21 protein-coding genes are annotated in these 23406 nt (G+C 43.9%); 1 reads left to right on the top strand and 20 read right to left on the bottom strand.

Going from position 1 to position 23406, the window contains the following annotated elements; genetic code table 11:
- Positions 1 to 48 precede the first annotated feature (48 nt).
- The 3 genes from ASL11_RS35330 to ASL11_RS35320 form a co-directional block, all read right to left on the bottom strand.
- Positions 49 to 573, bottom strand: a complete 525-nt coding sequence (locus ASL11_RS35330) for a hypothetical protein (RefSeq protein WP_056626163.1) — start codon at positions 571 to 573, stop codon at positions 49 to 51.
- A 480-nt stretch (positions 574 to 1053) separates the two neighbouring features.
- Entirely contained in the window at positions 1054 to 1395 is a 342-nt protein-coding gene (locus tag ASL11_RS35325) for a hypothetical protein (RefSeq protein WP_056626158.1), read from the bottom strand.
- A gap of 538 nt (positions 1396 to 1933) precedes the next feature.
- Positions 1934 to 3316, bottom strand: coding sequence for an MFS transporter (locus ASL11_RS35320; protein ID WP_235550670.1), 1383 nt, complete (start codon positions 3314 to 3316; stop codon positions 1934 to 1936).
- Between the two features lie 140 nt (positions 3317 to 3456).
- On the opposite strand from ASL11_RS35320, the gene ASL11_RS35315 reads away from it, so the two are divergent.
- Positions 3457 to 4296: a helix-turn-helix transcriptional regulator gene (locus tag ASL11_RS35315; RefSeq protein ID WP_056626156.1), complete on the top strand. Its 840-nt coding sequence runs from the start codon at positions 3457 to 3459 to the stop codon at positions 4294 to 4296.
- 249 nt (positions 4297 to 4545) lie between these two features.
- Here the strand turns inward: ASL11_RS35315 and ASL11_RS35310 are convergent, their stop codons facing one another.
- The 17 genes from ASL11_RS35310 to ASL11_RS35235 form a co-directional block, all read right to left on the bottom strand.
- Positions 4546 to 5961 carry a family 43 glycosylhydrolase gene (locus ASL11_RS35310; protein WP_056626209.1) on the bottom strand — a complete coding sequence of 472 codons (1416 nt, stop codon included), beginning with the start codon at positions 5959 to 5961 and terminating at the stop codon, positions 4546 to 4548.
- A 61-nt stretch (positions 5962 to 6022) separates the two neighbouring features.
- Positions 6023 to 8329 (bottom strand): glycoside hydrolase family 95 protein, encoded by a 2307-nt coding sequence (locus ASL11_RS35305; RefSeq protein ID WP_056626153.1) that lies wholly within the window; start codon positions 8327 to 8329, stop codon positions 6023 to 6025.
- 70 nt (positions 8330 to 8399) lie between these two features.
- Positions 8400 to 9194 (bottom strand): helix-turn-helix transcriptional regulator, encoded by a 795-nt coding sequence (locus tag ASL11_RS35300; protein ID WP_056626149.1) that lies wholly within the window; start codon positions 9192 to 9194, stop codon positions 8400 to 8402.
- Between the two features lie 136 nt (positions 9195 to 9330).
- Positions 9331 to 10848 carry a carboxylesterase/lipase family protein gene (locus ASL11_RS35295; protein ID WP_056626146.1) on the bottom strand — a complete coding sequence of 506 codons (1518 nt, stop codon included), beginning with the start codon at positions 10846 to 10848 and terminating at the stop codon, positions 9331 to 9333.
- A 154-nt stretch (positions 10849 to 11002) separates the two neighbouring features.
- Positions 11003 to 12802 carry a hypothetical protein gene (locus ASL11_RS35290; protein ID WP_056626143.1) on the bottom strand — a complete coding sequence of 600 codons (1800 nt, stop codon included), beginning with the start codon at positions 12800 to 12802 and terminating at the stop codon, positions 11003 to 11005.
- Positions 12803 to 12844: 42 nt separating this feature from the next.
- On the bottom strand, positions 12845 to 13813 hold the full coding sequence (locus tag ASL11_RS35285) for a carbohydrate ABC transporter permease (RefSeq protein WP_157257164.1): 969 nt from the start codon (positions 13811 to 13813) through the stop codon (positions 12845 to 12847).
- Positions 13810 to 14730 carry an ABC transporter permease subunit gene (locus ASL11_RS35280; RefSeq protein ID WP_235550669.1) on the bottom strand — a complete coding sequence of 307 codons (921 nt, stop codon included), beginning with the start codon at positions 14728 to 14730 and terminating at the stop codon, positions 13810 to 13812. The genes ASL11_RS35285 and ASL11_RS35280 overlap by 4 nt, the downstream gene beginning before the upstream one ends.
- Before the next feature lie 459 nt (positions 14731 to 15189).
- Positions 15190 to 15540, bottom strand: coding sequence for an alpha-L-rhamnosidase C-terminal domain-containing protein (locus ASL11_RS35275; protein ID WP_056626140.1), 351 nt, complete (start codon positions 15538 to 15540; stop codon positions 15190 to 15192).
- Positions 15525 to 15677 (bottom strand): hypothetical protein, encoded by a 153-nt coding sequence (locus ASL11_RS37795; RefSeq protein ID WP_157257163.1) that lies wholly within the window; start codon positions 15675 to 15677, stop codon positions 15525 to 15527. Before ASL11_RS37795 ends, ASL11_RS35275 begins: the two co-directional genes overlap by 16 nt.
- Before the next feature lie 38 nt (positions 15678 to 15715).
- A complete protein-coding gene (locus ASL11_RS35270; protein ID WP_157257162.1) occupies positions 15716 to 16072 on the bottom strand; it encodes a hypothetical protein in 357 nt (118 codons plus the stop codon).
- A 526-nt stretch (positions 16073 to 16598) separates the two neighbouring features.
- Complete coding sequence (locus tag ASL11_RS35265; protein ID WP_056626136.1) at positions 16599 to 18509, bottom strand: endonuclease MutS2; 1911 nt, start codon at positions 18507 to 18509, stop codon at positions 16599 to 16601.
- A gap of 780 nt (positions 18510 to 19289) precedes the next feature.
- On the bottom strand, positions 19290 to 19805 hold the full coding sequence (locus tag ASL11_RS35260) for a GNAT family N-acetyltransferase (protein WP_082596080.1): 516 nt from the start codon (positions 19803 to 19805) through the stop codon (positions 19290 to 19292).
- A 254-nt stretch (positions 19806 to 20059) separates the two neighbouring features.
- Positions 20060 to 20362, bottom strand: coding sequence for a Dabb family protein (locus tag ASL11_RS35255; protein ID WP_056626133.1), 303 nt, complete (start codon positions 20360 to 20362; stop codon positions 20060 to 20062).
- A 114-nt stretch (positions 20363 to 20476) separates the two neighbouring features.
- Complete coding sequence (locus ASL11_RS35250; protein ID WP_056626131.1) at positions 20477 to 21118, bottom strand: hypothetical protein; 642 nt, start codon at positions 21116 to 21118, stop codon at positions 20477 to 20479.
- 286 nt (positions 21119 to 21404) lie between these two features.
- Entirely contained in the window at positions 21405 to 22406 is a 1002-nt protein-coding gene (locus tag ASL11_RS35245) for a type I glyceraldehyde-3-phosphate dehydrogenase (RefSeq protein ID WP_056626126.1), read from the bottom strand.
- 38 nt (positions 22407 to 22444) lie between these two features.
- Positions 22445 to 23008, bottom strand: coding sequence for an NADPH-dependent FMN reductase (locus tag ASL11_RS35240; protein WP_056626122.1), 564 nt, complete (start codon positions 23006 to 23008; stop codon positions 22445 to 22447).
- Between the two features lie 163 nt (positions 23009 to 23171).
- Positions 23172 to 23396: a DUF896 domain-containing protein gene (locus tag ASL11_RS35235; protein WP_200962505.1), complete on the bottom strand. Its 225-nt coding sequence runs from the start codon at positions 23394 to 23396 to the stop codon at positions 23172 to 23174.
- Positions 23397 to 23406: the final 10 nt, after the last annotated feature.

The raw sequence follows: 23406 nt of genomic DNA, 5'->3' as shown, positions 1-23406 counted from the left end.
TCCGTTAGTTTAGTGACCTGACTTTTATTTATACTACGGTATACCATACTAATTCATAGAGGCAATATCATATCGTATTTGGTCAACTTCATTGTTAGCATACCAAAATTCCAAAGTTTCTTTCCCATCAACATACCCAATAATACTTGAACCTTGTTCCCACCTTGTATAGTAGCTACCACCATATATTTGCTTCACTTTGTCAATTGATTCTCCAATGCCTATTCCTTTGTAGGTTCTTAGTGGTTCAGCGTTTGAAGTAGTAATACTAATGCGGATAATTTTATCGTTACCCTTTTGAGTAGCAATCATCAGACCATCATTTAATTTGTAATAGTCAAAAAGTGCATTTTCTTTTYTTCCATATTCTTTACCGTATTTACCAATAAACCAATCATCCTTCATACTTTGGTGTAGCTTTAAGCCATTAATATTTTCATTACTCAAATTTGTATCCTTTGTAATAAAAGTATAGTAGTATCGTGGGGAAAAATTCAATTTCATTGAACCCCAGAAGTAGAAAGAACCCATAACGATTAGAAATAATATTGTAAATCCAATCCTCTTCTTCATTTGTTCCCCCTAAACGGAATCCATGGTTTATTGGAACACCTATATTACTTTACCACAATCTGGAATATAAGTAAGTCTAATCTTGTCGATTACGTAATTCTGCCCGTTCGTATTATGAGGTCAATTAAAACTCTTAACAGCCTAACCGACTGGCTGTATCGACCACGCTCTACTGCCCGTTAGCTTAATGCCCACCGGCAGTCTATATCTTTATTTGCCGGTCTCCTCATTAACTAATAACGAACCTCAAATACTAAAAAAGTGATGTTCACAAAAGTGAACACCACTAACACACTTTATTTTCCACTTACGATCTTTATTTCCCTTGATCANCTGCCCGTTACTTCAACAGACAACGGTAGCCTATCGGTGCCGGCTGCCGTCCAGTCTTAATTGAACCATAGTTCACCGTTAGTTCAGAAAAGCCCCGATGCTGTATCGCTACAGTTGGGGGCTAGGAGTAATTCATAAATTACAAAATCAGATAGTATGTTTCTTCCTTTCATTAACAAATGCCTCAATTAACAATATTAATTCGGATGTTTCAATAGAAATAACGTTGTTCTCTTCAGAATACTTGTCAATTAATTGGACATAGTCGGGTTTAATAGTAGTTGAGAAGTTGTTGCTAGAAAAATCTTTTTCCTTCAATTTTCCACTCAGAACCTGGGTACAATAATCCTTAAACCTTTTACTCATATACTCACTTTGAATATCTGAATTCATAAACATCTCAACTAGTCCAAGCTCATCTGGCAGCCTAAATACAAAGGTTTTGACTCCGCCAATTTTAAGAAACTCAACTCGATAGTTATATTTCATCTTACATATCACACCTTATTTTCTAATGATATTTTTATAAGAGCGGTTTATATATAGGATACGCAGTTATAATTCTTCCTTCCCTCAATCTCCTATTTGTCTTTATCATTAAATACTATCCTTTAATTACAAAAAAAGGATGGACTAAAAGGACCATCTTATTCCACTAACCTGCCCGTTACTTGAGAAGAGGCAACCAATCCACTTGGGCTGGCTGCCTCTTAATGTTGCTATTGAACTCTCGTTATCCAATAGCTTAATGTTAAAGTTGCACCTTCAGAAGAAGTATTGCTTCATGCTTATAATTTTCAAGGTCATTTTCTTCATCCTACCAAGGCAACTTCATCTGGTCTTAGCTGATAAAAACGAGTTACAGCTTCTGTACATACCGTCCTCCCATTCAACAAAGTGGGTGTATTCACCATTATTACCAGCCCCTAAAGGTTTGGTCTGAAACAATTAACCTGATTTCTGGATATCGACGCGGGTTTGAAAGTCAATCGTCAGATTGGACATGTGAAGCCTTCGTTTATCGCCGTTATTGTTTTCTGCTGATAAATACGAACGATAGCAAACTACCGCCGAACAAAACAACAGTTGTAACAATAAACGACATATGCATTCCAGCAATAAACGATTTGCTGCCACTCAGAATCGAGCCGGTTATGGCGACCCCCAGCGTCGCGCCAAGCTGGCGACTTGAATTGAGAGCGCCTGAAACCGCACCGGTCTGTTCCTTCGGAACGGAAGACATTACGGCCGCCATCAACGAGGGAATCGTAAAGGACACTCCGAAACCGATCAACAGCAATCCAATCATTGTAATGACATAGCTGGTGTTCACTTCCGTCCACACTTGCAGCAGTGTACCGACTGCACCCAAGCTAAAGCCGACAGTCATCGGTATCCGCGCTCCGATTCTGCCAACAATTCGACCAGTCAAAATTGGATTGAAGGCCAGTGGAATCATCATTGGAAGGAGCGCGAGTCCGGTCATGTGGGCCGATAATCCGCGCGTTTGTTGAAAAAACAATGGCTGTACAAATAGAATTCCCGACAGGCCGATGTTGATCGCCATCCCCGCAAACAGTCCGGCCGATACCGTCGCGTTCTTAAATAGCCGCAACGGAAGTAATGGTGACTTGCTTCTCGCTTCAAAAATCAAAAATAGGATGGCGCCCAACAGAGCCAGACTAAATGCCGCGAAAATAACAGGGGAATTCCAACTGTACGTTTCCCCCTCCATCAGTCCGAATGAAACTGCAGCTATGGTGGCAATGGCCGTAATTTGTCCCCCCACGTCAAAGCTATTCCGCATTTTACGATCCGTTTCCCTGACGAACAGGAAAGTTATGATTAAGCTAATGCCTGCAAGCGGCACGTTGAGAAGGAAAATGCTGCGCCAACCGAACGAGTCCACCAATAGCCCACCGACAACAGGTCCTGCCGCCATCGCTGTTCCGGTAACCGCTGCCCAAATGCCAAGCGCCCGGGCACGTTCAGCCAGTCCAGGGTAGGCATGGGCAAGCAGGGTGAGTGAGGCTGGCATCAGAGCTGCGCCTCCAATACCGAGTATCGCACGTAAGCCGATAAGCGCGCCTAGCGTCGAAACAGCTGCCGAAATGGGCGATGCTGCGAGAAATAGGGCTAGACCGCACGTATAGACACGTTTGGCCCCAAATTTGTCAGCAAACGTACCCATTGATAGCAGTAAACCGGCAAACACGATAGTGTAGGCGTTGACCACCCATTGAAGGCCAGATATCCCCCCGCCCAACTCGGATCGAATCGCAGGTAGCGCGACGCTAACCACCGTCATATCCATAAGTACCATAAAGTATCCGAGCGAAAGCCCGAGAAGCAACAGTGCTTTGGCCAGCTTGCCGGTACTGTTGGACTGTATTTGCATTGTTTTTTCCAAAGTAAGTCCCCTTCCATTGCAAAATTAAGTATTCGTCACATTGAAAGTGTATAATGGATTATATACTAGTATAAGATGAGGGTTTATCCTAGGTGTAATTCTCCTACGATATGAGTCGGACAATGGACAGGAGCAAATTTATGGAACAATCAAACAACACGCGGCTTGATGAGCTGGCGCAGTTTTTGAGGACGCGTCGCGCCCGTATTTCACCTGAGCAAGTTGGTCTGCCTAATATGGGCCGTCGGCGCACGCCGGGACTTAGACGTGGGGAAGTGGCGCAGCTCTCAGGCGTCAGTGTGGACTGGTATACATGGCTGGAGCAAGCGCGAAATATTCAGGTATCGGCTCAAGTGCTAGAAAACATTGCTCGGGCTCTCCAGCTTGATTCGAATGAGCGGAATCATTTATTTTTGCTGGCCCTCCAGCAGTTGCCTGCCGATCTGACGCCAGTCGAAAACACCATTAGTCTGACACTTCAGAACTTCCTTGACCTACAAGGGACGAGTCCGGCATATGTTACCGATCAGCGCCTAAATATTGTTGCATGGAACAAGGCAGCAAGCTTGATTTATGGGGATTATGGGGCTATGTCGACGCGCGAGCGCAATACTGTTTGGCGAACGTTCACTTCGCGATACGTGCGTGAATTGCTTCAAGGAAACTGGGAAACGCATGCTCGGCATCGTTTAGCTCATTTTCGCGCCAGTTACGGTAAATTCGTGGGCGATCCTTGGTGGATGGAACTCATCGGGGATTTGAATCAGGTAAGTGCGGAATTCAGAGCATGGTGGCCGCAGCACAATGTTCTGAATGGACCTGAAGGAAAGAAAATTAATCATCATCCGACAGCCGGACTACTTGTATTTGAACAAATTTCGTTTCTTGTATCTGATTCTCCCCACCTTACGGTCACGATCAATATACCGGCAAACGATAACGATACGCTCCCCAAACTTAATAACCTTCTATCGGAGTAATTGATACAAAATCGGCCCGATCTCATCGATCGGGCCGATTCTTTCTTGTTATACATTCTTGCTCGTTAGCACAGCAGAACACCGAGTTATCCGGCAGCCTGCTGATCTTTGTTAAGCTATCGTTCTCCGTTTGTTTAATCAGGTCTCTCGGGATCGCATCGAAACCACGCCCCCGTTACCCTTTGGCGAGCCGATCGTAAGCGGAAATGTATCCGTTCTAGCACTGGAAAGAGCAGGGTCATATGTTGGTTATTCCAATGTGAATGAAGCTAGACTCGCGCCTCCCGTACCCGTAAACGTGAAATACAATGCTTGTATGCCATCCGGTATAACGAGATCTGCAGAATATTCCTTCCATATATTCGAGAATACAACCGATATGCTCCCGAGAGCAGGACCGTCCCATGATGTTTTCACTTCAAAGGCACCACGGCAATATCCACGCACCCTGATTTTGACTTTCTTGATCCCATCGCACTGAAAATATTTAAATCCGGCTGTTGCGGAATCCCTCATATTGGCGATATAACCGATCTCCTCATCTCCATCTTTCCCATCCTGGGTAATCTTCGGAAACCCACTGTCCATCCATTCCCCGGGATCTCCTGTATATAACGCCTCTTCCCTGCAAAACAGATTGCAAGCCAGGTACGAAGGATACTCCCCTCGACCGTCAAGCGGCCCTCCATTCGAACCGCAGGATGTCATTTCCACCTGCGGAATCGTACCATCTTCGCGAAATTCGATCTGTTCGATACAACCTTGCCGGCTGAAATTCGTTCCGTTGGTATGTCTATGATAAAAAATGTACCACTTTTCATTCATCTCAACAATGCTACCATGGTTATTGCCGCCAAAATACATGGGTTTATTTGCCGGTTTGTATGAGTCGATATGAAGATCATTATTGCTGACAATGACTCCTTGATATACGAAATCCTTTGTTGGACATTTACTGGTCGCGTAGCACAGTTCATGCATGACGATGGATGAATAAATCAAATAATACGTATCGCCTTTCTTCCTTATAGAAGGAGCCTCAAAAAACTCATGCCCTTCGAATCCGCTGCCTTTGCTGTAAGGTTCACTTGGCGCGACAAATACCGGTTCCTCCAAAATCGTGAGCATATCGGGGCCCAGGACCGTAGCCATGGCACCGCTTCTTGACTTGTCCCCAGCTGCACAGAAACCGGTATACAGGTACGTTCTTTCTCCTTCTGTCATCACTCCTGGATCAAATTGTGGCTCGTCGCCTTCTCTGTCCCCCAAACGTGTTCCATCAGCATATCGAACATAGCCATAAAATTCATATTTGCCGGCCGGGGTATCACATTCAGCGACCGAAACGATAGAAACCTTGTCAAGGACGTAGTACAAATAATAACGTCCATTCGGACCAACCGTGACATCTGGTGCATACAGACACATGCTTCCATCAGGATTAAGCGGATCATCTGTTTTTTTGTAAATCACACCTTCATTCCGCCAGTCTGCCGGATCATCCTCAGGTGCCGACCAACAGACATAATCGTTCAAGCAATACGCATGCCCATTGAAACGGTCATGAGAGCCATATACATAAACTCTGCCGTTAAAAACATGCGGTTCTCCATCGGGAATATATTCCCATGATGGAAGATAGGGATTTCGTGCCTGTATGTTCATATTCATCCGTTCACTCCTTGCTAAATTCGATATTTCTTTCATACATATACATAATTGATTTCTACAGATTAGCAAGTACATGAACCGCAGTCCCTGCCTCCACCTCAAACAAATAGGTTGATGCGTCGAGTTGCGTTGGCTCATAAATCTCCCCTTCAATCCATAATTGGATGGGCAGATTGCAACGAATACGATACACCCCTTTATAGTCCGGCTTCAGTACAGCACGCTGTAATTGACCGTCCTTCCATGCCATATCTACCGTTACCGCACCGCGGGCGCGGAGCCCTGTTACTTCGCCAATGGACCATGAATTAGGAAGAGATGGTAACAAATGGATGGCTTCAGCATGACTTTGCAGCAGCATTTCTGCGATTCCCGCAGTCCCGCCAAAATTGCCGTCTATCTGAAACGGCGGATGGTTATCGAGAAGGTTGGGCAATGTGGAGTGTGTCAAAAGGGCAGTTACATTTTCGTATGCTTCTTCCGCATCTCCCAGCCGAGCCCAAAAATTCACAATCCAGGCGCGACTCCAGCCTGTATGTCCGCCTCCGTTTACAAGTCGTCTCTCAAGTGTCCGGCGAGCAGCAGCACTTAAGCTTGGCGTCTTCTCTGGAGTAATCTGTGTTCCCGGGTGCAAAGCGAACAAGTGTGAGATATGACGATGTCCTGGCTCCACTTCCTCATAGTCTTCAATCCACTCCTGTATTTGTCCATGACGCCCAATCTGGGGCTGTGGCAGCTTATCTATTGTAAGTTTAAGCGTTGTCAAGAAGTCCATATCCGTCTCTAACTGTTCACCTGCAGCTAGACATGCGAGAAACAATTCGCGAGCAATCTGGCTATCCATGGATGGCCCATAGCAAAGCACGCCCGTTTCCCCACTCGGCAATCTATATGTGTTTTCAGGTGAGACAGAGGGGCAAGTGACAAGCACTCCACTCGGAATTTCGACCATATAATCAACAAGGAAAGTAGCCGCTTCTTTCATTATGGGATAAACACGTTTCAGAAAAGCCTCATTCCGCCCGAATAGATAATGTTCCCAAAGATGCAGACATAACCATGCAAGACCAAGGGGCCAATATGTAGAGGGCAGATAAAGATCCTGCGGTGCAGTATCCGCCCAAATATCAGTATTATGATGAGCAGTACTGCCACCGCACCCATACATGAATTGAGCGGTTCGGCGGCCGTTTGGAATCATCCGTTCAATCAATTCAAAGAGAGGCTCATGGCATTCGGGTAAATTGCAGATCTCAACCGGCCAATAGTTCATTTGCGCATTAATGTTAATGGTAAATTTGCTGTCCCAGGCCGGCAACATATCCTTATTCCAAATCCCTTGCAAATTCGCAGGTAAAGATCCCGGTCTGCTTGAAGCAATAAGCAGATAACGGCCATACTGAAAATATAAAGCTAGAAGTCCGGGGTCTTCAGCTCCAGCTTTCATCCGTTCCAATCGTGTCGAAGTGTCTTGTTCCACAGGATTGAATACAGCATTAAGCCTTAACGACGTCCGCTCAAACAGTTTACAATAATCCTCAATGTGGGCCGTTAATAAATCGATATACGTCCGTGAAGCAGCACGCTTGGCATTCGCACACGCTGCAGATTGAGGATCGGACTCTCGAAAATCCGTAGCGGCGGTAATGACCAATGTGGCGGCATCGGCATTGGTCACGACCAAGTGCTCTCCAATCGTACGCATTTGGCCTCCCTCTGGTTTGCACATCAATACACCACAATAGTTAACACCTCCGCCACTATTGCCGCTCATCACGATCGAATTACCATCTTCTGTGCGGATATGGTCTACGTATCGGAACCTTTCCCTTCCCATTCTTGCCGTAAAGGAAATTTGGCCCGGCGTATCAGCCATCAATCGAATCACAATCGCGCCGTCCGGATAGCTAGCAAAGATCTTGCGACGATAATGCACCTTACCCGCCTTAAAGGAAATACTAACCACTGCTTCTGATATGTCGAGCTCCCGTTCATAATCGATGACTTGGTTATCGTCTAATGTTGAGAAATGAAGAAACAGATCACCGAGCGGCACATAATGACGCTGGGTTTCAGGGATTGCAGTTAAGGCAAGCGAAGCGAGGGACTCGGCTTCTTTGAGCTTCCCTTCAAAAATGAGGCGGCGAATTTCCGGAAGATGTTCCAAAGCATCCGGATTATGCCGATCCCTCGGTCCTCCATACCATAAGGAATCTTCATTAAGCTGCAATCGCTCGGAGCATGGCCCTCCGAAAACCATAGCTCCCAGCCGTCCGTTGCCAATGGGTAATGCTTCTTCCCACTGCTTGGCTGGGGAGTGAAAAAACAGTCTTTCTTTGTGCTCTAAACGCGATTCACTCATAACGATTGCCTTCCTCACTTTACAATCGGATTCTATTTCTAATCAGCAGGCTTGTATTCGATCGTGTAAGTTACGGTTTGGCGGCCCTCTCAACAGACGCACCTTCCACCTGCTTGTGAAACTTTCTTGGTGTAGAGCCCGTAATCTGCTTGAATTGACGGCAGAAGTGCTCCACGTTGTTATACCCACAGCGTAAAGAGACCTCCGAGATGGACAGAGAGCCCTGCAACAAATATTCCTTGGCTTGGCGGATGCGGCTTGTAATCACGTCATCCATACAAGAAATTCCGAAAGTCTTCTTGTATATTGACTGCAAATACCCAGGACTGATGCGGATAGAGTCGGCCATTCTCGGAACTGCCCAGTCCTGGCTAGGATTACTGTAAATGGCGGTCCGAAGCGTTAACAAGTTGTAGTAGTTGGGCGTAATTACTTCTTGAAAGTAAGATTCCAGCAGCTTGTTAAACAGGGTTCTCAGTAAGTAGTCAATGGATGATTCTTTATAATCCTTTTGAAAAGAGTGTTCGCTGACAAGGAGTTGGAATAATTTGTGGCAGTATTCAGGGTCATTCAATGAAAATGGTACTCCGAATGGAAGTGATGTTTCCGTTACATAACATTCGTTGGATTCGAAACGAATCCAGTCGTTCTTATATTGTTCCGTACAGGCCCGGTAATAAATTTTTTGATGGGGATGGTATAAAACTCCACTGTGAGCCGGGTACTCCTTCAATTCTTCATTGACCCAGAACAGGGTAGGTGTGTGGGTCACGACGAGCAGCCAACAGTTATGGCCTTCAGGGATATCGAACACAAAATTGCTTGCGTGTACAGCATCATACTCAACATAGAAAATGTTGGTCATAATGATCCTCCAATATCAAAAAAATGACAAATAATCAATTATTTAATAGCATATATGACTGTTTGAAAACAGTCAACGAAGTAGAGGAACGACGGCTCGTTCGACACTCTTGCATGGCTAAGCACCGATCATTACGTCATCTCTTGAAATATTGCCTCACGAGGAACTGCATCATCTCGCTGGGTTGTTCAATGGAAAACTCGGCTTGATCCACGAATCGCATGCCGTACGGTGCCTTTGGCGTATAGATCTCCCAGCTCGGCATGTCCTCTCCCGTAGAATCTTTGCCGTTCGGATCTCCACAATGAATGAAGTTCGCCCAGTAATTGCACATTTGGCGGGCAAGATCGTAGTGTTTGCCGACGAACGGCCTCCAGCATTTGGCGAGGGTTTCGAAGAAAAACCAGAGATCCACCGAGTGGAACGTTCCAGGGTTATCCCAACCCGGGATTTCCGCATCGAAATTGTAATAGTAAAGCGGGAGATTGGCGCCGGTATCCGCATTGGCCTGCCCGGCAATCCGTATCGCGTATTCGATGCCACTTACCGAAGCTTTTTTCAAGACCTCATCGAAGTTACCTGACGTAAATCCGCAAACTTCAAGAAATTCATTGGCATCGTCGCCAAATAGTTCCATGGCCAAGTCCTTGATTTCGTCCAGCGAAACGGCCTTCGGAGCGTTGAAGAACTCGGATGACGTATGGCCGAACATCACCGGTACCTGCAGACGCTTGTTTTGAAGGAACAATTCGAACGCATTGCCAACATTGAACTTATTGTCGACGACGGTGCCCCAGAACGCCTTGTACTCCAGCATCTTGTCTCGGAGAAAAACCGCATCCAGCTTCCGGGCTTCCGCAAGCAAAGAAACACCGAGAAATTCGAAGAATTGAACGCCTTCCTGTTCGGCTTCCGCTAAATCGCGCAGAAACCTGGGCGTGCGGACTCCGGGGTAGAGTTCTGTGAATACCCCGCTCTGCACGATGGCTCTCTGAAAGAGGCCGTTGTTCTGCGGTGAAGTAAGCTGGCTCATGACACTTCCGCCTCCGGCAGATTGTCCGCCGATGGTGATGTTGTCCGGATCCCCGCCAAAAGCAGCGATATTGCGTTTGACCCATCTTGTAGCAGCTTGTTGGTCGAGGTGGCCGAAGTTGGCGGGAGCCTCCGGCGATTCCGCTGTGATTTCAGGGTGGCATAGAAATCCGAACACGTTCAGACGATAGTTGATCGTAACCACGATGATACCCCTTCGGGCGATGCGTTCCCCGTCGAACTCCATCTCAGCCGTATGACCTACCTGCAGGCCTCCCCCGAAATACCATACATACACCGGCAGCTTTTCATCGGCACGGTTAGCCGGAGTCCACACGTTAAGGTAGAGGCAGTCCTCGTCCATGGCGATGTTCGGCTCCACGGCCCATTCCCGGGTATAAATATTGTTGTCGTCGATTTCTTGTCTGACCTGCATCGAAACCGGCGCGAATTCGTACACTTTGCGTGTGCCCTCCCAATCTTTGACTGGCTGTGGAGCACGCCAGCGGTTCTCTCCTATGGGCGGCGCGGCAAATGGAATCCCTTTGAAGCTCGTGATCCGGGGATCGGCTACCGGCTGCCCTTGTACCCATCCGTTCTCAACATTTACGACTCTAAGCATCCTTAATTTCTCCTTTCATCATGCGAACTAGTTCCCACGAAAGTGCCCTTGCCAGAAACTGCAGAAGATCATCGACGGACGGTGTATTCGTCTAGAATCAGAAAATGAATGAGGGATATTCATACATATCCCTCATTCATTAAAATTACTTTTTTTACTTTTTAGCTAATGCTTCGGCACGCATTTTAATAATTCTTTGCGCTTTTTCCGTATCCGAGGCAAAGACATCATTCCAACCGAGGCCTATCACATCTTTCTTCATCATTTCCCAAAGCTTGTCGAACTCTGCTTGATTCTTTGCAAATACCATTTTCCATGATGTATTCTTTACATAGTCAGAAATCTGGCTGCGTTTGTTTTTAATTTCTGATGAATCGCTTCCTAAACTTGTATTGATATTGGGAACGATATCGATCATCTTATTTTTCAGGTAGTAATCCGTTGCGTTTTCTGCCTTATAGGTGTTCTGCCACTCCGTCGTTAACGCTGTCTTGTTCGCTTCAATTGTTGAACTCCAGTAATTGCTGTTATAGAACTCCCCATTCATTGGATCTTTGGCAAAATCGCTTATGATCATCGTGTTGAGCTTGCTTTGTCCGTCCTGGTATCCGCCGCCTCCGTACTCATCCGGAACAGGTGTATTTTTCTGGAATGCGGTTTGACCCACCTCGGTCAGCCTAAATTTACCGTCTGCCATCTTTTCGTAGTTGAAGCCTTCAAATCCATTCACATAGTAGCGTAGGCCTTCAGGAGAAGTAAGCCAATCCATGAATTCCATGATCCGATCCGGATCATTGGCTTTGGAACCGATTGCAAATACTCTTCCATTGCCGTAATAGGCATCGCTTGCCTGAAGGATGTGCGTGTCAGCGATTGGAATAGCAACATTCCCGTCACCCTTTTTGCCTCTTTCAATTGAATTGTAGAACCCTGTTTCCCATGAGTACCACAAGAGGAGTACCTGCTTGTTGGTCAGCTTTTCCGATACTTTGTTCCAATCCTGGGTAGGCGAGTCAGGGTCAACCAAACCCATCTGATTTGCTTTGAAATAGAATTGCAGAATCTTCTTGTACATACTGTTGTCATCAATGAGCGGAACGATGTTGCCTTTTGCATTCAACTGGATGGTCGTGGTTCCTTCTGGCTGCTCATACCCGTACCAATTGCTCAACCAGCGTGCATTTTCCATCGTGCCTCTGCTGTCCCAATCCTTCCACAAGGTGATCGGAGCTATCGCTTTACCGTCCGGAGTCTTCGGATATTTCTCATGCATAAGTTTCAGTACATTCAGAAGATCATCCAGATTGTTTAGCTTGGGAGCCCCAACTCCCTTGTAATAATCCCAAGGCATTATTGGGCTTGAGTAAGGGATTTGCTCCGAGTATGTTGTTGGTGAAGTATCTGCCTCAAAAGTCGGCAACGCATAAATCTTGCCATTCGGATTTATTTTTTCAAATGCTGCATTGAAAGGTTTGAAATGGTTGACCACATATTTGGACAGGTACTGCGTATTCTTGATCTTATCAGTGAGATCCATAATCAGACCGGCTGGAATTAATTCTTCCAACTGAGCGTTATTGACGATCAGGAGATCGCCCAAATTTCCTGCTGCCGATCTTGTCTTGTATAGCTGATCGCCGGCTACCTGCGGAGCAAGAATGTTCAAAGTGATATTGAACTTATCCTTAATAAGTTTTCCATACCACCCTTTCTGCTCTCCTTGATAATTTGCTGCATTGTTAAAGACGGTAATCGTCAGCGGTTTACTGTGATCTAGTCCTGTACCAGCCTTGGATGTGGCTTCAGTACCGGAGTCTGGTGACTTACTTGGTTCCGTTGATGTGGCCTTATTGTTAGATTCATCTCCACAGCCAGTCAATGCTACAGAAACCATGAAGAGGCTAGCAAACAATACCAACAGTGGTTTTTTTACTGCTTTACTAGATTTACTCATACTCAACCCCCATTTTCCTTCAATTTATTAAACCGGTGCAAATTATCCTTTCACTGCACCGAGCATAATCCCCTTTACAAAAAACCTTTGGAAGATCGGATAAACCAACAAAATAGGCGCTACAACAATAATGGTCACCGTCATTCGAATTGACGTAGTGGTTTGCTTTGTTGCCAGACTTGTTATCGCTGTCGAGCCGGCATTCTGCAGGTTTACCATGTTGGATATGGAACTTGCCTGATTAATATAGTTGTATAGAATAAACTGTAAGCTATAAAGCTTGCTCTCCGTGACCAACAACAACGTATCCTGGAAGGAGTTCCACTGATCCACTGCAGCGAATATCGCGACTGTGGCCAATATGGGCTTACAGATAGGCAACATGACTTTGAAAAAAAGGGTCATGGTCCCGGCTCCGTCGATACTTGCCGCCTGTTGCAATTCCTTCGGCGTTGATTCCACGAAAGTCTTTACAAGAATGATGAAAAACGGAGCTACGATTGTCGGTAGAATATAGGCAAAAAAATTGTTTGTCAGATGCAAAGACCTCATTGTCAAATACCACGGAATAACCCCGGCATTAAAAAACATCGTTAACACCGTATAGCGATACCAAAATTTTCTCTTCCACATATCCTCCTGAGTAAACATGAATCCCAGAAAGGCGGAGGCTCCTACCGTCAAAGTGGTTCCAATCACGGTCCTTCCTATAGACACGATGGCTGCATCCCATAAACCTGGTATTTTAAATGCATCCACGTAGTTATGAAATTGAATATTTATCGGGTAAAAGATAACATCACCTTTGGCACTAATATCGTTTGCGCTTATGGTATTAATAATGATGGAGTAAAATGGATATACACATATAAACGCATACAGGGAAAACAACACATAGGTTAAAACAGTAATCATCTTATCTGTTGGGCTGACTTGCACTTTCATTTTTCTGGTGAGATGGCTGCCGGGCACTTTATCATTCGGCGCCAGCCCTGCTGCTGTATCACTCATACAATACTCTCTCCCCTTAGTCTTTTTGATAGTCCATTCACAGAAAAGAGAAGTACAACACTAATCAAGCTCTTTAGCATACTAATCGCGACGGACACGGAATAGCTACCGCCCCCCATTGCCAAGTTGTACACATATAAGTCTAAAACCTGTATGGAATCCTTGTTAAATGCATTTTGAAATACGAAATATTGCTCCAAGCCATTATTCAGAAAACTCGCAATTTGCAGCATCAACAAAACAAAATAGGTCGGCACCATACTCGGTAATACGACATGCCAGATCACCCTCATTCTTGTCGCGCCGTCTACATAGGCTGCTTCATATAGAGAATCATCTATACTCATAATCGCAGCTATATACAATATCGCTGACCAGCCCAATGTTTTCCAAGTTGTCCATATCCACATCATTATCCAGACATGGTCGGAGTTTTGAAGAAGTAAAATCGGGGAATCGATAACTCCAAGTTGTTTCAAAAGGCCGTTGACTATACCTTCACTAGAGAACATTGAAAATGCCAGTGAATAGACCAATACCCAGCTGATGAAGTTCGGCAAGGTTGTTACCGTCTGTATAAACCTCCGGAAACGAATGGCTTTGATCTCATTCAGGAATATGGCAAAAATCATCGGCAGCCAAGAGAATAGCAGATTCAAGCCACTCATCCCAAACGTGTTCTTAATTATTTGAAGTGTTTGATCGATCTTTACTTGGTTTTCGACCAAAGTATAAAACCACTTCAGACCAACAAATGGCGATTTGGACAGCGGAATTGGCGGTGTATAGTCAAAGAATGCATAAACCCATCCGTATAGCGGGTAATATGCAAAGACACCAAGTAAAACCATAAAAGGAAGTATAAAGAGAAATTTTCTTATTGAGCTGTTTTTCATGCTGCTTTTTTGTATTTGCACCGTGTCACGCTCCCTTTTTCATTGGACTATTCAACGTATTTATTGACACATAACAATATCTATAAAATATATGGAGTGCCGAAATGTCAGTCCCCCTCTACGCCAGAGCAAAACGTCATCAATGGATTAGTAGATTGGATATACATTGATAGCGTTTACATTCCATTTCGTTAAAGCAATTATAAGACATCATTTTTTTCAAAACAATGACCTATTCTCACTGATTATTGATCTATTCTCATATTTCTCGGTGAATCGCGTATCCCAGCTGTTTGTTTCATGAACAACACTCTTATCCATGTCGACCGAGATGGTGCCAATCTCACCATCGTCAATAATGCATGTCGCAACATGATAGTTGCTACAAAAAAAACACGATGCCAGTTTGGCTCGTGTTTTTGGTCGTAAAAAATTCGATTATAAAAGCAGTAAGTTTTTCCATAAAGGGGGTAATCCATGTTAAAGTACAACCACTTGAAACGTTGCTTCATTTGTAAAAGTCTGTTCTGACCCATCAGGAAGTTTGACAAGCGCAGTAACGCCTTCTGGTACCTTAACACTTAACGTGAAGTCATTCTCTTCCAACTTCCAATCTACTTCAACCATTCCCTTTACCGTAGCCACGCTGCCCTTTGCCCATTCCAACTTTCCGATTTGAGGCTCAATCCTTACGACAGAAAATCCAGGCTCAGCAGGTGTAACACCCAGTATAGATGCAGGAAATTCAGCAAGAGGGAGGGCACTCCAAGCATGACAATCACTGCGAGGATTGACTTCTGTCTCGGGTAATGTCGTCAGTCCTTGGGCCAAATGCCGAACGAATATTCTTGCAAGTCAGTTGCTTTTAATGCCTGAAACAGCTGATAAGAATAAGGAAGCGTTACACGATGAATAGGTTCCCGCAGGGCACGTCCCATCAATTTCTTTGCTTCTTCCTCTGTTATCATGCCAGATAGGACTGCCATTATCTGCATATGTTGGTGTATCAGGTAATTCGCGGTACAGAGCAGCTCCAATAACGATTGGACGTTACACCGACAATGCCTTCCTCTGTCAAACGTTCATGGAACCAGTCCAACAATTCTATGACGGCAGGACGGTAAGTTTTAAGCAATTCCAGATCACCTTTTAGACGAGAGACCATGACAATACCTGCACCGTCCGCGGTAAGGTGACCCGCCTCATCAATTATGGTATGGAGCAGTAAATCATGCTGACAAGACATGGTGATTTCTGGATTTAGTGTTACCACATGAAACAGTTCCGCTTTATTTTCTGTTATTACTTGGTCAATAATATGGACTGTATCTTCCATAGTTATTTTGGGTACTGGAATTCCCATTATTTGCGAACAGTTCTCAATAGAATAGATTACAGCCATACTGGTCTGTTTCATTTGAAAGAAGTAATGGTAAGATGAATACCGTATTGGTTGATCCCTTTTCTAGAGGAATATTTGGCGAGTAATTAATTGAATTAACCTACCCATTAGCTGAGAAAAGCAGTTTAACCACAAGCCGGAGCCGTCGTAATACCCCCGTCGGGAATGAGATCAAGTTCTTGTCAAAATCGGGAATGGGATCAAGTTCTTGTCATTAGCTCGTGACAAGAACTTGATCCCATAAATTAAAAAAACGCGATTTACGCGGCAATTAATGAGATAATGTTCTTGTCACCCGACAGTTCATGACAACCGACCATTTTTGGACGTTAAACAAACTCAATTAGGTTTTATCAATTTCTTGAATATGTTAGATAGTTAATTTTTCAAACATCCTTCAATTTTTGAAAATGCAAAAACGCTCCTCGTCTTATTGAGACGAGAAGCGTTTGCTTCCGGTGCCACCTAACTGGTCGGGACGATCCTCTCACTCCCGTTGCTTCCGTATTTCCTTCTGCACTTGCCGCAACGCTTTCTTCGAGCCACGCTCCATGTCGTGCTGAAACTTGCGGTCTTTATAGCTGGTGAACAGCGTATTCAGATCATATCCCGTAGGATACAACTCGCTGGCTCGTAGTTCTAAGGATACCCGCTTGGCATGCACCTCTACGAGTTGCCCTTCAAATAAAACCGTCATATGGTTGAAGCTATCTCGGCCTTTGTACACGATCGCGGGTTCATCATGCTCTAATAACCGCACACGATCACCCATCCCGTACTCCTCAAGTACAACTTCCGTTTCATCCGTATGTGCCACTACCGGCTTCTTCATCACTTTACTTTCATGAAGGAGATCCAACCGATAGTTCTTACTCTTCATATACAGCTTCGCCCGCCCCAATACCTCATCTTTCAACTCCATCCTCTTCGAGATCCAAAGCGCATTGCTCTCGCCCGATTGCCCAATCAGTAGCTTATATTGCGGCTCTAAGGTCTCGTTGTCGAATGCCATGGCTGCGTTCATGAAATCCGGATGCCGTTCCGAAAATTCCTTAATCTCTCCATAGTGCGTGGTCGCAACCGTCATACAACCCATTTGGTAAAATTCTTCCAGAATCGCAATGGCCAGTGCCGCACCCTCATTGGGTTCCGTTCCGCTACCAATCTCATCAAACAACAACAACGTATTCCTATTCGCTTGGCGCATGATCTCGGCTATATTTTTCATATGGGACGAAAAGGTACTAAGCGCATTCTCCAGGCTCTGATTATCCCCTATATCAACGAACATACGATCAAACACAGCCACTTCGGTAGACGCATCCGCCGCGATGTGAAATCCGGACATCACCGCCAGCGCGATCAAACCGACCGTCTTCAGAACAACCGTCTTGCCCCCCGCATTCGGACCCGTAATGACCAAACTGCGATATCTATCGCCAATTTCAAAATCCAGTGGAACCGCACTTCCGGACAATAACGGATGCCTGCATCGGACCAACTTAATCGTCCCGTGGTCGTTCACTTTAGGTGCGATTCCATCCATGCTTTTGCTAAATTTTCCTTTGGCGAAAATCATATCGTACAGACTAATCAAATCAATATTGACCGTTATCGGCTGGGTTTGATTTGCGACTAAATCCGATAGAGCCGACAGAATCTGAAGCTCCTCCATCCCCTCCTCCATCTTGAGACCCGAAAGCTCTGCGTTATACTTGGCAACAGTTAACGGCTCCATAAACACCGTCGATCCCTTGGAAGATATTTCGACAATCGTTCCAGCCACTTGATGCTTATAGGCAGCTTTAATCGGGATGGTGAAGCGGTCATTTTTTTTGCTGACAAAAAACTCCTGAATAACCTCCTTGTTCGCGCTGTTCTTCAGAAACTTTTGCAGCTGCTCCTCAATCTTCGCCTCGGCAATATCAATATGCTTGCGGATTCGTCTGAGCTCTTTACTCGCCCCGGAGTCCACCCGATTCCCTTTAATAGCTTGGTGAATTGCATCTTCAATGTTCTGGAAATCCCACATGGAGTTGGCATAAGCACTTAGCTTAGGAGCGTAGAATTCCTTCTCGGTCATGAACTTCTTGACTTTCCGGCAACCCCGGAGAAAATCAGCAATGGCAATCAGTTCGGAGGGATCCAGCACCATCCCTTTGTCCAGCTTCTCCATCATGAATTTAATATTCGAAATCCCCAGCAGCGGCACATGTCCCTCGGTATCCAGTATCGCGCGGGCTTCCGTTGTTTCAAGGAGACGTTGCTTCACTACTTTGAGGTTTGAACTTGGTTCGAGCTGATCGATCAGTTGCTTGCCCAGACTGCTTACACAATAGCTTTGGACGAGTGTCTTCAATTCGTTATATTGTAATTTGTCCTTTGTACTTGGATTCATCTTTGCATTCTCCTCACGATTGGGTGATCATGATGAAGATCCCTGCACCATAAGATTTCAACGTTTATGCCCAAATAAGCGCAAAAAAAGCTGCGGGAAACCCACAGCTCTTTACACTCAATTTACATGACGTTACATATAGAGAAAAGCCATCAGCTGACAAGGGATTTGTGTCCAAAGCCGCAGTGTACTTCCTCTGTTCGAGTCATGGTTCATGATGTATTCGCAGGGTTCTTCATAGGTAACTTAAATAAAACTATCATATAGGATTTTAAGAAACGGTATCCCGCTTCACCTATAGAATAGAATGTTATCTTCTTAAGTTATGCCTGTTGAAAACCTGCTACACTCATAAAACACCTCGTAGGGAATGTGTCTTGCATTGAAATCGTATGATGTAAGTAGGATATATGATTTGATGTGGGAAGTCAAGGGTTTAATGACCACTAGTCAATTCTTAAATAATCATTTGGCTGGTGGAATACTTTCCGAAGTATTTGAACTATCCTGCCCGAAGCGCCAAAGACCACCACGCTCTACTGCCCGTTAACGTAATGGAGCTGCCGTTCCATTGCGAGGCAGCTTCAATCAATTATTTATTGAGCTCTCGTGTCCCGTTAGTTTAAGGATGTTTTGCCATTTGTAGTAAATTGTAAACATATTTATATTCGCAATTGAAAACGATTGAGAATCAAAATTATCTCTACAACTTGGAATTTATCAATTTGACTTTCATAATAGCATTTAACATTATCAATTGTTTTTTACTTTGTATTATGCTCATTTTGTTCGCTCTACAGAATACAGAAAAAATTCCATATCTATATTCCTAAAATTCTTAGTATCTTTATCAATAATATTCATACCGTTTCGAACAGCAACTTTTTGAGAGGCTATATTTGTGTCCCTAATAATAGAATATACCCTATTTGCATTAAGAACTGAGAAAGCGTATTCCTTGCAAGCAATTGCCGCTTCTGTTGCGTAACCTTTGTGCCAATACGCTTTTTGAAACAAAAATCCTATTTCCAAAATTTCTTTTTCTCTCCAGCCTTGCATTGTCAAGCCACATTGACCAATCATTTCGTTTGTTTCTTTTAATACAACAGCCCAAAGTCCAAAACCATACTCTTCATATCTTTTAAGATGTCTGTTAAGCCAATTTTGTGCTTCTTCTAAGTTGAATGCACTTTCATAAGCAGCACGCATTACTTCCTCATCACACAATATTCCGCACAATGCATCATAATCAGACTGCACCATTTCTCTAATTATAAGACGTTTTGTTTCTATCAAAAATCTCCCACCCCCTCCATATTTGGCATCTTAGAAAGGGACTTTAGAAAATGATTATCTCTTCCGCACATCTAAGTTCGTTCTACGGAAAAATAAATTAAATATTTTATTTTAATCACTCTCTTTCTTATAGGATGATTAATTATGGCATAATCTGTAATATTTGAATAAGAGAATTATTAATTTTAATTGAACTATCCTGCCCTTAGCGTAACGAGGCTGCCGATCTATACCGGCAGCCTCGTATTGGTTGCTTAAACCAATGGGTAATCAACTACAATAACATTTTCCAGTATACCATCCAGCGATTTAACAAATTCTTGATGAACGGGATGCGGACCATATGAACGCAGCGACGCAAGGTCTTCAAACGTTACCCGTAATCCGAGAGTATAGCCCTTAATATTTTCCGTTTCTTGAGTTACGTTGATGCCTGCACTTATATCAAATATTCCGGGGATACGATCCCGAAACGATAACAATTGATCCAGCAATTCCTGTTGCTTAATTGGCGTGACATTAGTATTGAACTTGAATACAACGAGATGTTCGTACATCGCTAAATTGCTCCTTTTTTAAGCTTAATGTTGTGGTGCTATAGTTCTGCGTTCGTGCAACAGGCTGTCTATTTGACAGCCTGCACATGATACCTACGCTACTGGAGGTTCAACTTAAATTCCGAAATGTTCACGAACTAGTCTAAATTGTTCTTTAACACTTAAGCTATTTGTTCTTTCAATGGTTTTGATACCATTATCAATACAGGCATTTCTAATATCATGAGAAAACTTCACCATGTTTTTGTTGCCGTTTTTGATTGCTTCTGATGGACTAGCTGTTTGGTTAATAACATCCAAAATCATCTTATGGTCTTCCCTGAAGAAATATAGCCTTTCTATTTCTTTATCAGACGTGTAGAGACATATCATTCTTTCTTTAGGAATAAAGGGTAATATTAATTCAGGCATTATTCCTAAATCTATTATGATTGGTGTATCGGTAGGCAATTTCAACAAATCAATAACATAAAACTCCATCATTTCTTCGACAATTTGAAAAAGCCATTCACAATGTTCATCATTGGGTTTATTAAACCATTTGTCCCAGTCCAAACCAGGATGAGGATATTGAATGGCAGGGTATTCAACAGGGCTAGTGAATGGTCTATATTTTAAGACATTATCCTCTAGCGTTTGAAATCCTAACTCCTCAACAAATTTCTTTGTCATTGTGGTCTTGCCCGCGCAACAACCACCATTTAACCAATAAACATGCTTTAATTGTTCTTTCAGATAATTATCATTAACTTTCATATTTACCCTCCTCAAATTACTAATTTTGAGGAAGTTGGCGGATTCTTATCGGCTTTCTATAACTGTGAAAGTACATATTGAATCCTCCTTTCCATAGCATACCAATAGCATTCGACTAACTGGTTATTTATTCCTCTTGCGTTATAATTATTCTGCCCGTTACTTGAACGAAAACAGGGAGCAGTTGCCGCGGCAACCTGCTCCCTGTTTAGAATGTATTGGCCGTCATCTTCGGCTCAGACCCATACGTCCTAAGATGCATCCAATTCATCATCAATCGTCTAGCTTATGATTTTGCAACAAGATAAGAGGCTACTTCAGCCAACCGTGAAGCATAACCCCATTCGTTGTCGTACCAAGTAGCGACAGACAATAGCTCACCTTGTACTTGGGTTAATGGCAAGTCAATAATCGAAGAATGGGGATCAGCTACGATGCGGGACGAGGCCCATTCCCCTTCCAAAACATCAAGAACGCCCTTTAATTCGCCTTCTCTCGCAGCTTCTCGAAACATATCGTTAATTTCTTGAACGGTGCATCGTTTTTCCGTTATCAAATTAAGTTCTGCGATGCTCCCGGTACGGGTCGGAATACGGTAGGCTTTGCCTGTGATTTGCAGGTCATTCCAAATGAATTTCAGAGCCTTCGCTGCACCTGAGGATGATGGAATGATATTCTCGGCTGCTGCCCATGAATCCCGGCGGTCCTTCATCGGCTGATCCGTCAACGATTGCGTGTTCGTATACGAGTGTACAGTGGAGAATAATCCGTATTGAATGCCATAGTTTTCTCTGACCAATTTGACTACCGGTGCAAGCGCATTGGTCGTACAACTCGCCATGCTAATAATTTTATGCTTTTCCGGATCAAAGCTTTCTAAGTTAATTCCTTTAAGAAGTACTGCGTCGCAATCTTCTAAGGTTTTGCTCGGACCGCTGACAAGCACCCTTTTGGCGCCTCGCTCCAAATGCAGTTCAGCTACTGATCGCGTAACGGCTCGTCCGGTACAATCAATGATCAATTCAACCCCTAATTCACCCCAATTCGGCAATTCAGCGGCCGAATTCAAATAACGAATCTCCCGGTCGCCGATTACGATTGCGCCTTTTTGAGCAGATACTTTCTCATGCCAACGCTTGTAGTTTGTATCCACTTCAAAAAGCGCGGCAAGCGTAGCTTCGTCTTTAATATCCGAGATGGAAAAGGGGACAAACAAATTTTGTTGCAACGCAGCCCGAAGGAGCTGTCTTCCGATACGTCCAAATCCAAAAAGCGCAATTTTACCCATAATAGCCTCCATATATATTAGATTAGTTATTATCCTTACTACTCATTAAGCCGTTCTACTTGGTTAATCCATTGCAAAAATGATTGAACATAACGTTGCAAATATTTGCGAGTCGTATCATCCGTGAGCTTACGAGTATTTGAATCAATCTTGTCCGTGATTTGAGAAATATACATTTTTTGAGCCGGCATCACATAGGACAGGGTGGCATCCAGCGTTTGCCTGATTTGCTGTTGCGAAAGAATCGTCCCTTTTGCTCCAGGTGTTGCGCCTATCACACCTGCAGGCTTATGAATTAAGACGGCTGTTTTGGTAGGTGTCGATGCCCAGTCCAGTGCATTTTTTAGTACTCCCGGTATACCTGAGTTATACTCCGGGCTAACAATAAGAATGCCATCCGTCTTTTGAATCGCCTCGCGATAATGCTTAACTGGATCTGGCCCTTTTTCATGATCCAAATCTGCGTTATACAAGGGTAGATTAGCAATCGATATGAATTCATATTCTGCGGAATCTACAAGTTCTGGGATTGTATTCGCAATCATTTGATTAAAAGAGCTTTCCCTCAAACTTCCTACAATAATCCCTATTCTTTTTGACATTAGCCAACCTCCAGAATTCATTCTCATATAATCATACAATACTTTCCTTACTATGCGTTGGGAAACCATTAGTTTAGGTGCCTTGACTATAAACCTGGCTAGGTTTCATTCGACAAAATTATCTTAAAATGAATATTCTTAATTTCGAGATATATGACAAGGATTATTGATCATTAGCTGCTTTTTTATCAATAAGCTTTTTAGGCGTAACATCGTTCCCTACTTCATCCATAACAGACACGTTCAGAAGCGTTGTTAATAGTTGTCCGCGTAAAATCTGTAAATACTGCGTCCGAAGCGCTGCTTGTTCTCCTTTCTCAGTATCAGATAGACCTGAACTGCGCTCAATTCTGCTCAGTTCATTAATACGGTTTAAAATTGGAATCATTCTCATTACC

The sequence above is a fragment of the Paenibacillus sp. Soil750 genome (assembly GCF_001428045.1).
GTDB lineage: Bacteria > Bacillota > Bacilli > Paenibacillales > NBRC-103111 > Paenibacillus_E > Paenibacillus_E allorhizoplanae.
Note: the sequence above shows the minus strand (reverse complement) of the source record. Positions and strands in the feature narration are given on the sequence as shown.

Bases quoted from the DNA above. Each gene is read 5' to 3' on its own strand.
- ASL11_RS35325 (WP_056626158.1), bottom strand. From the start codon at position 1,395: ATGAAATATAACTATCGAGTTGAGTTTCTTAAAATTGGCGGAGTCAAA.
- ASL11_RS35315 (WP_056626156.1), top strand. From the start codon at position 3,457: ATGGAACAATCAAACAACACGCGGCTTGATGAGCTGGCGCAGTTTTTG.
- ASL11_RS35310 (WP_056626209.1), bottom strand. From the start codon at position 5,961: ATGAACATACAGGCACGAAATCCCTATCTTCCATCATGGGAATATATT.
- ASL11_RS35305 (WP_056626153.1), bottom strand. From the start codon at position 8,329: ATGAGTGAATCGCGTTTAGAGCACAAAGAAAGACTGTTTTTTCACTCC.
- ASL11_RS35300 (WP_056626149.1), bottom strand. From the start codon at position 9,194: ATGACCAACATTTTCTATGTTGAGTATGATGCTGTACACGCAAGCAAT.
- ASL11_RS35295 (WP_056626146.1), bottom strand. From the start codon at position 10,848: ATGCTTAGAGTCGTAAATGTTGAGAACGGATGGGTACAAGGGCAGCCG.
- ASL11_RS35290 (WP_056626143.1), bottom strand. From the start codon at position 12,802: ATGAGTAAATCTAGTAAAGCAGTAAAAAAACCACTGTTGGTATTGTTT.
- ASL11_RS35285 (WP_157257164.1), bottom strand. From the start codon at position 13,813: ATGAGTGATACAGCAGCAGGGCTGGCGCCGAATGATAAAGTGCCCGGC.
- ASL11_RS37795 (WP_157257163.1), bottom strand. From the start codon at position 15,677: ATGATAACAGAGGAAGAAGCAAAGAAATTGATGGGACGTGCCCTGCGG.
- ASL11_RS35270 (WP_157257162.1), bottom strand. From the start codon at position 16,072: ATGGGAATTCCAGTACCCAAAATAACTATGGAAGATACAGTCCATATT.
- ASL11_RS35265 (WP_056626136.1), bottom strand. From the start codon at position 18,509: ATGAATCCAAGTACAAAGGACAAATTACAATATAACGAATTGAAGACA.
- ASL11_RS35255 (WP_056626133.1), bottom strand. From the start codon at position 20,362: ATGTACGAACATCTCGTTGTATTCAAGTTCAATACTAATGTCACGCCA.
- ASL11_RS35250 (WP_056626131.1), bottom strand. From the start codon at position 21,118: ATGAAAGTTAATGATAATTATCTGAAAGAACAATTAAAGCATGTTTAT.
- ASL11_RS35245 (WP_056626126.1), bottom strand. From the start codon at position 22,406: ATGGGTAAAATTGCGCTTTTTGGATTTGGACGTATCGGAAGACAGCTC.
- ASL11_RS35240 (WP_056626122.1), bottom strand. From the start codon at position 23,008: ATGTCAAAAAGAATAGGGATTATTGTAGGAAGTTTGAGGGAAAGCTCT.
- ASL11_RS35235 (WP_200962505.1), bottom strand. From the start codon at position 23,396: ATGATTCCAATTTTAAACCGTATTAATGAACTGAGCAGAATTGAGCGC.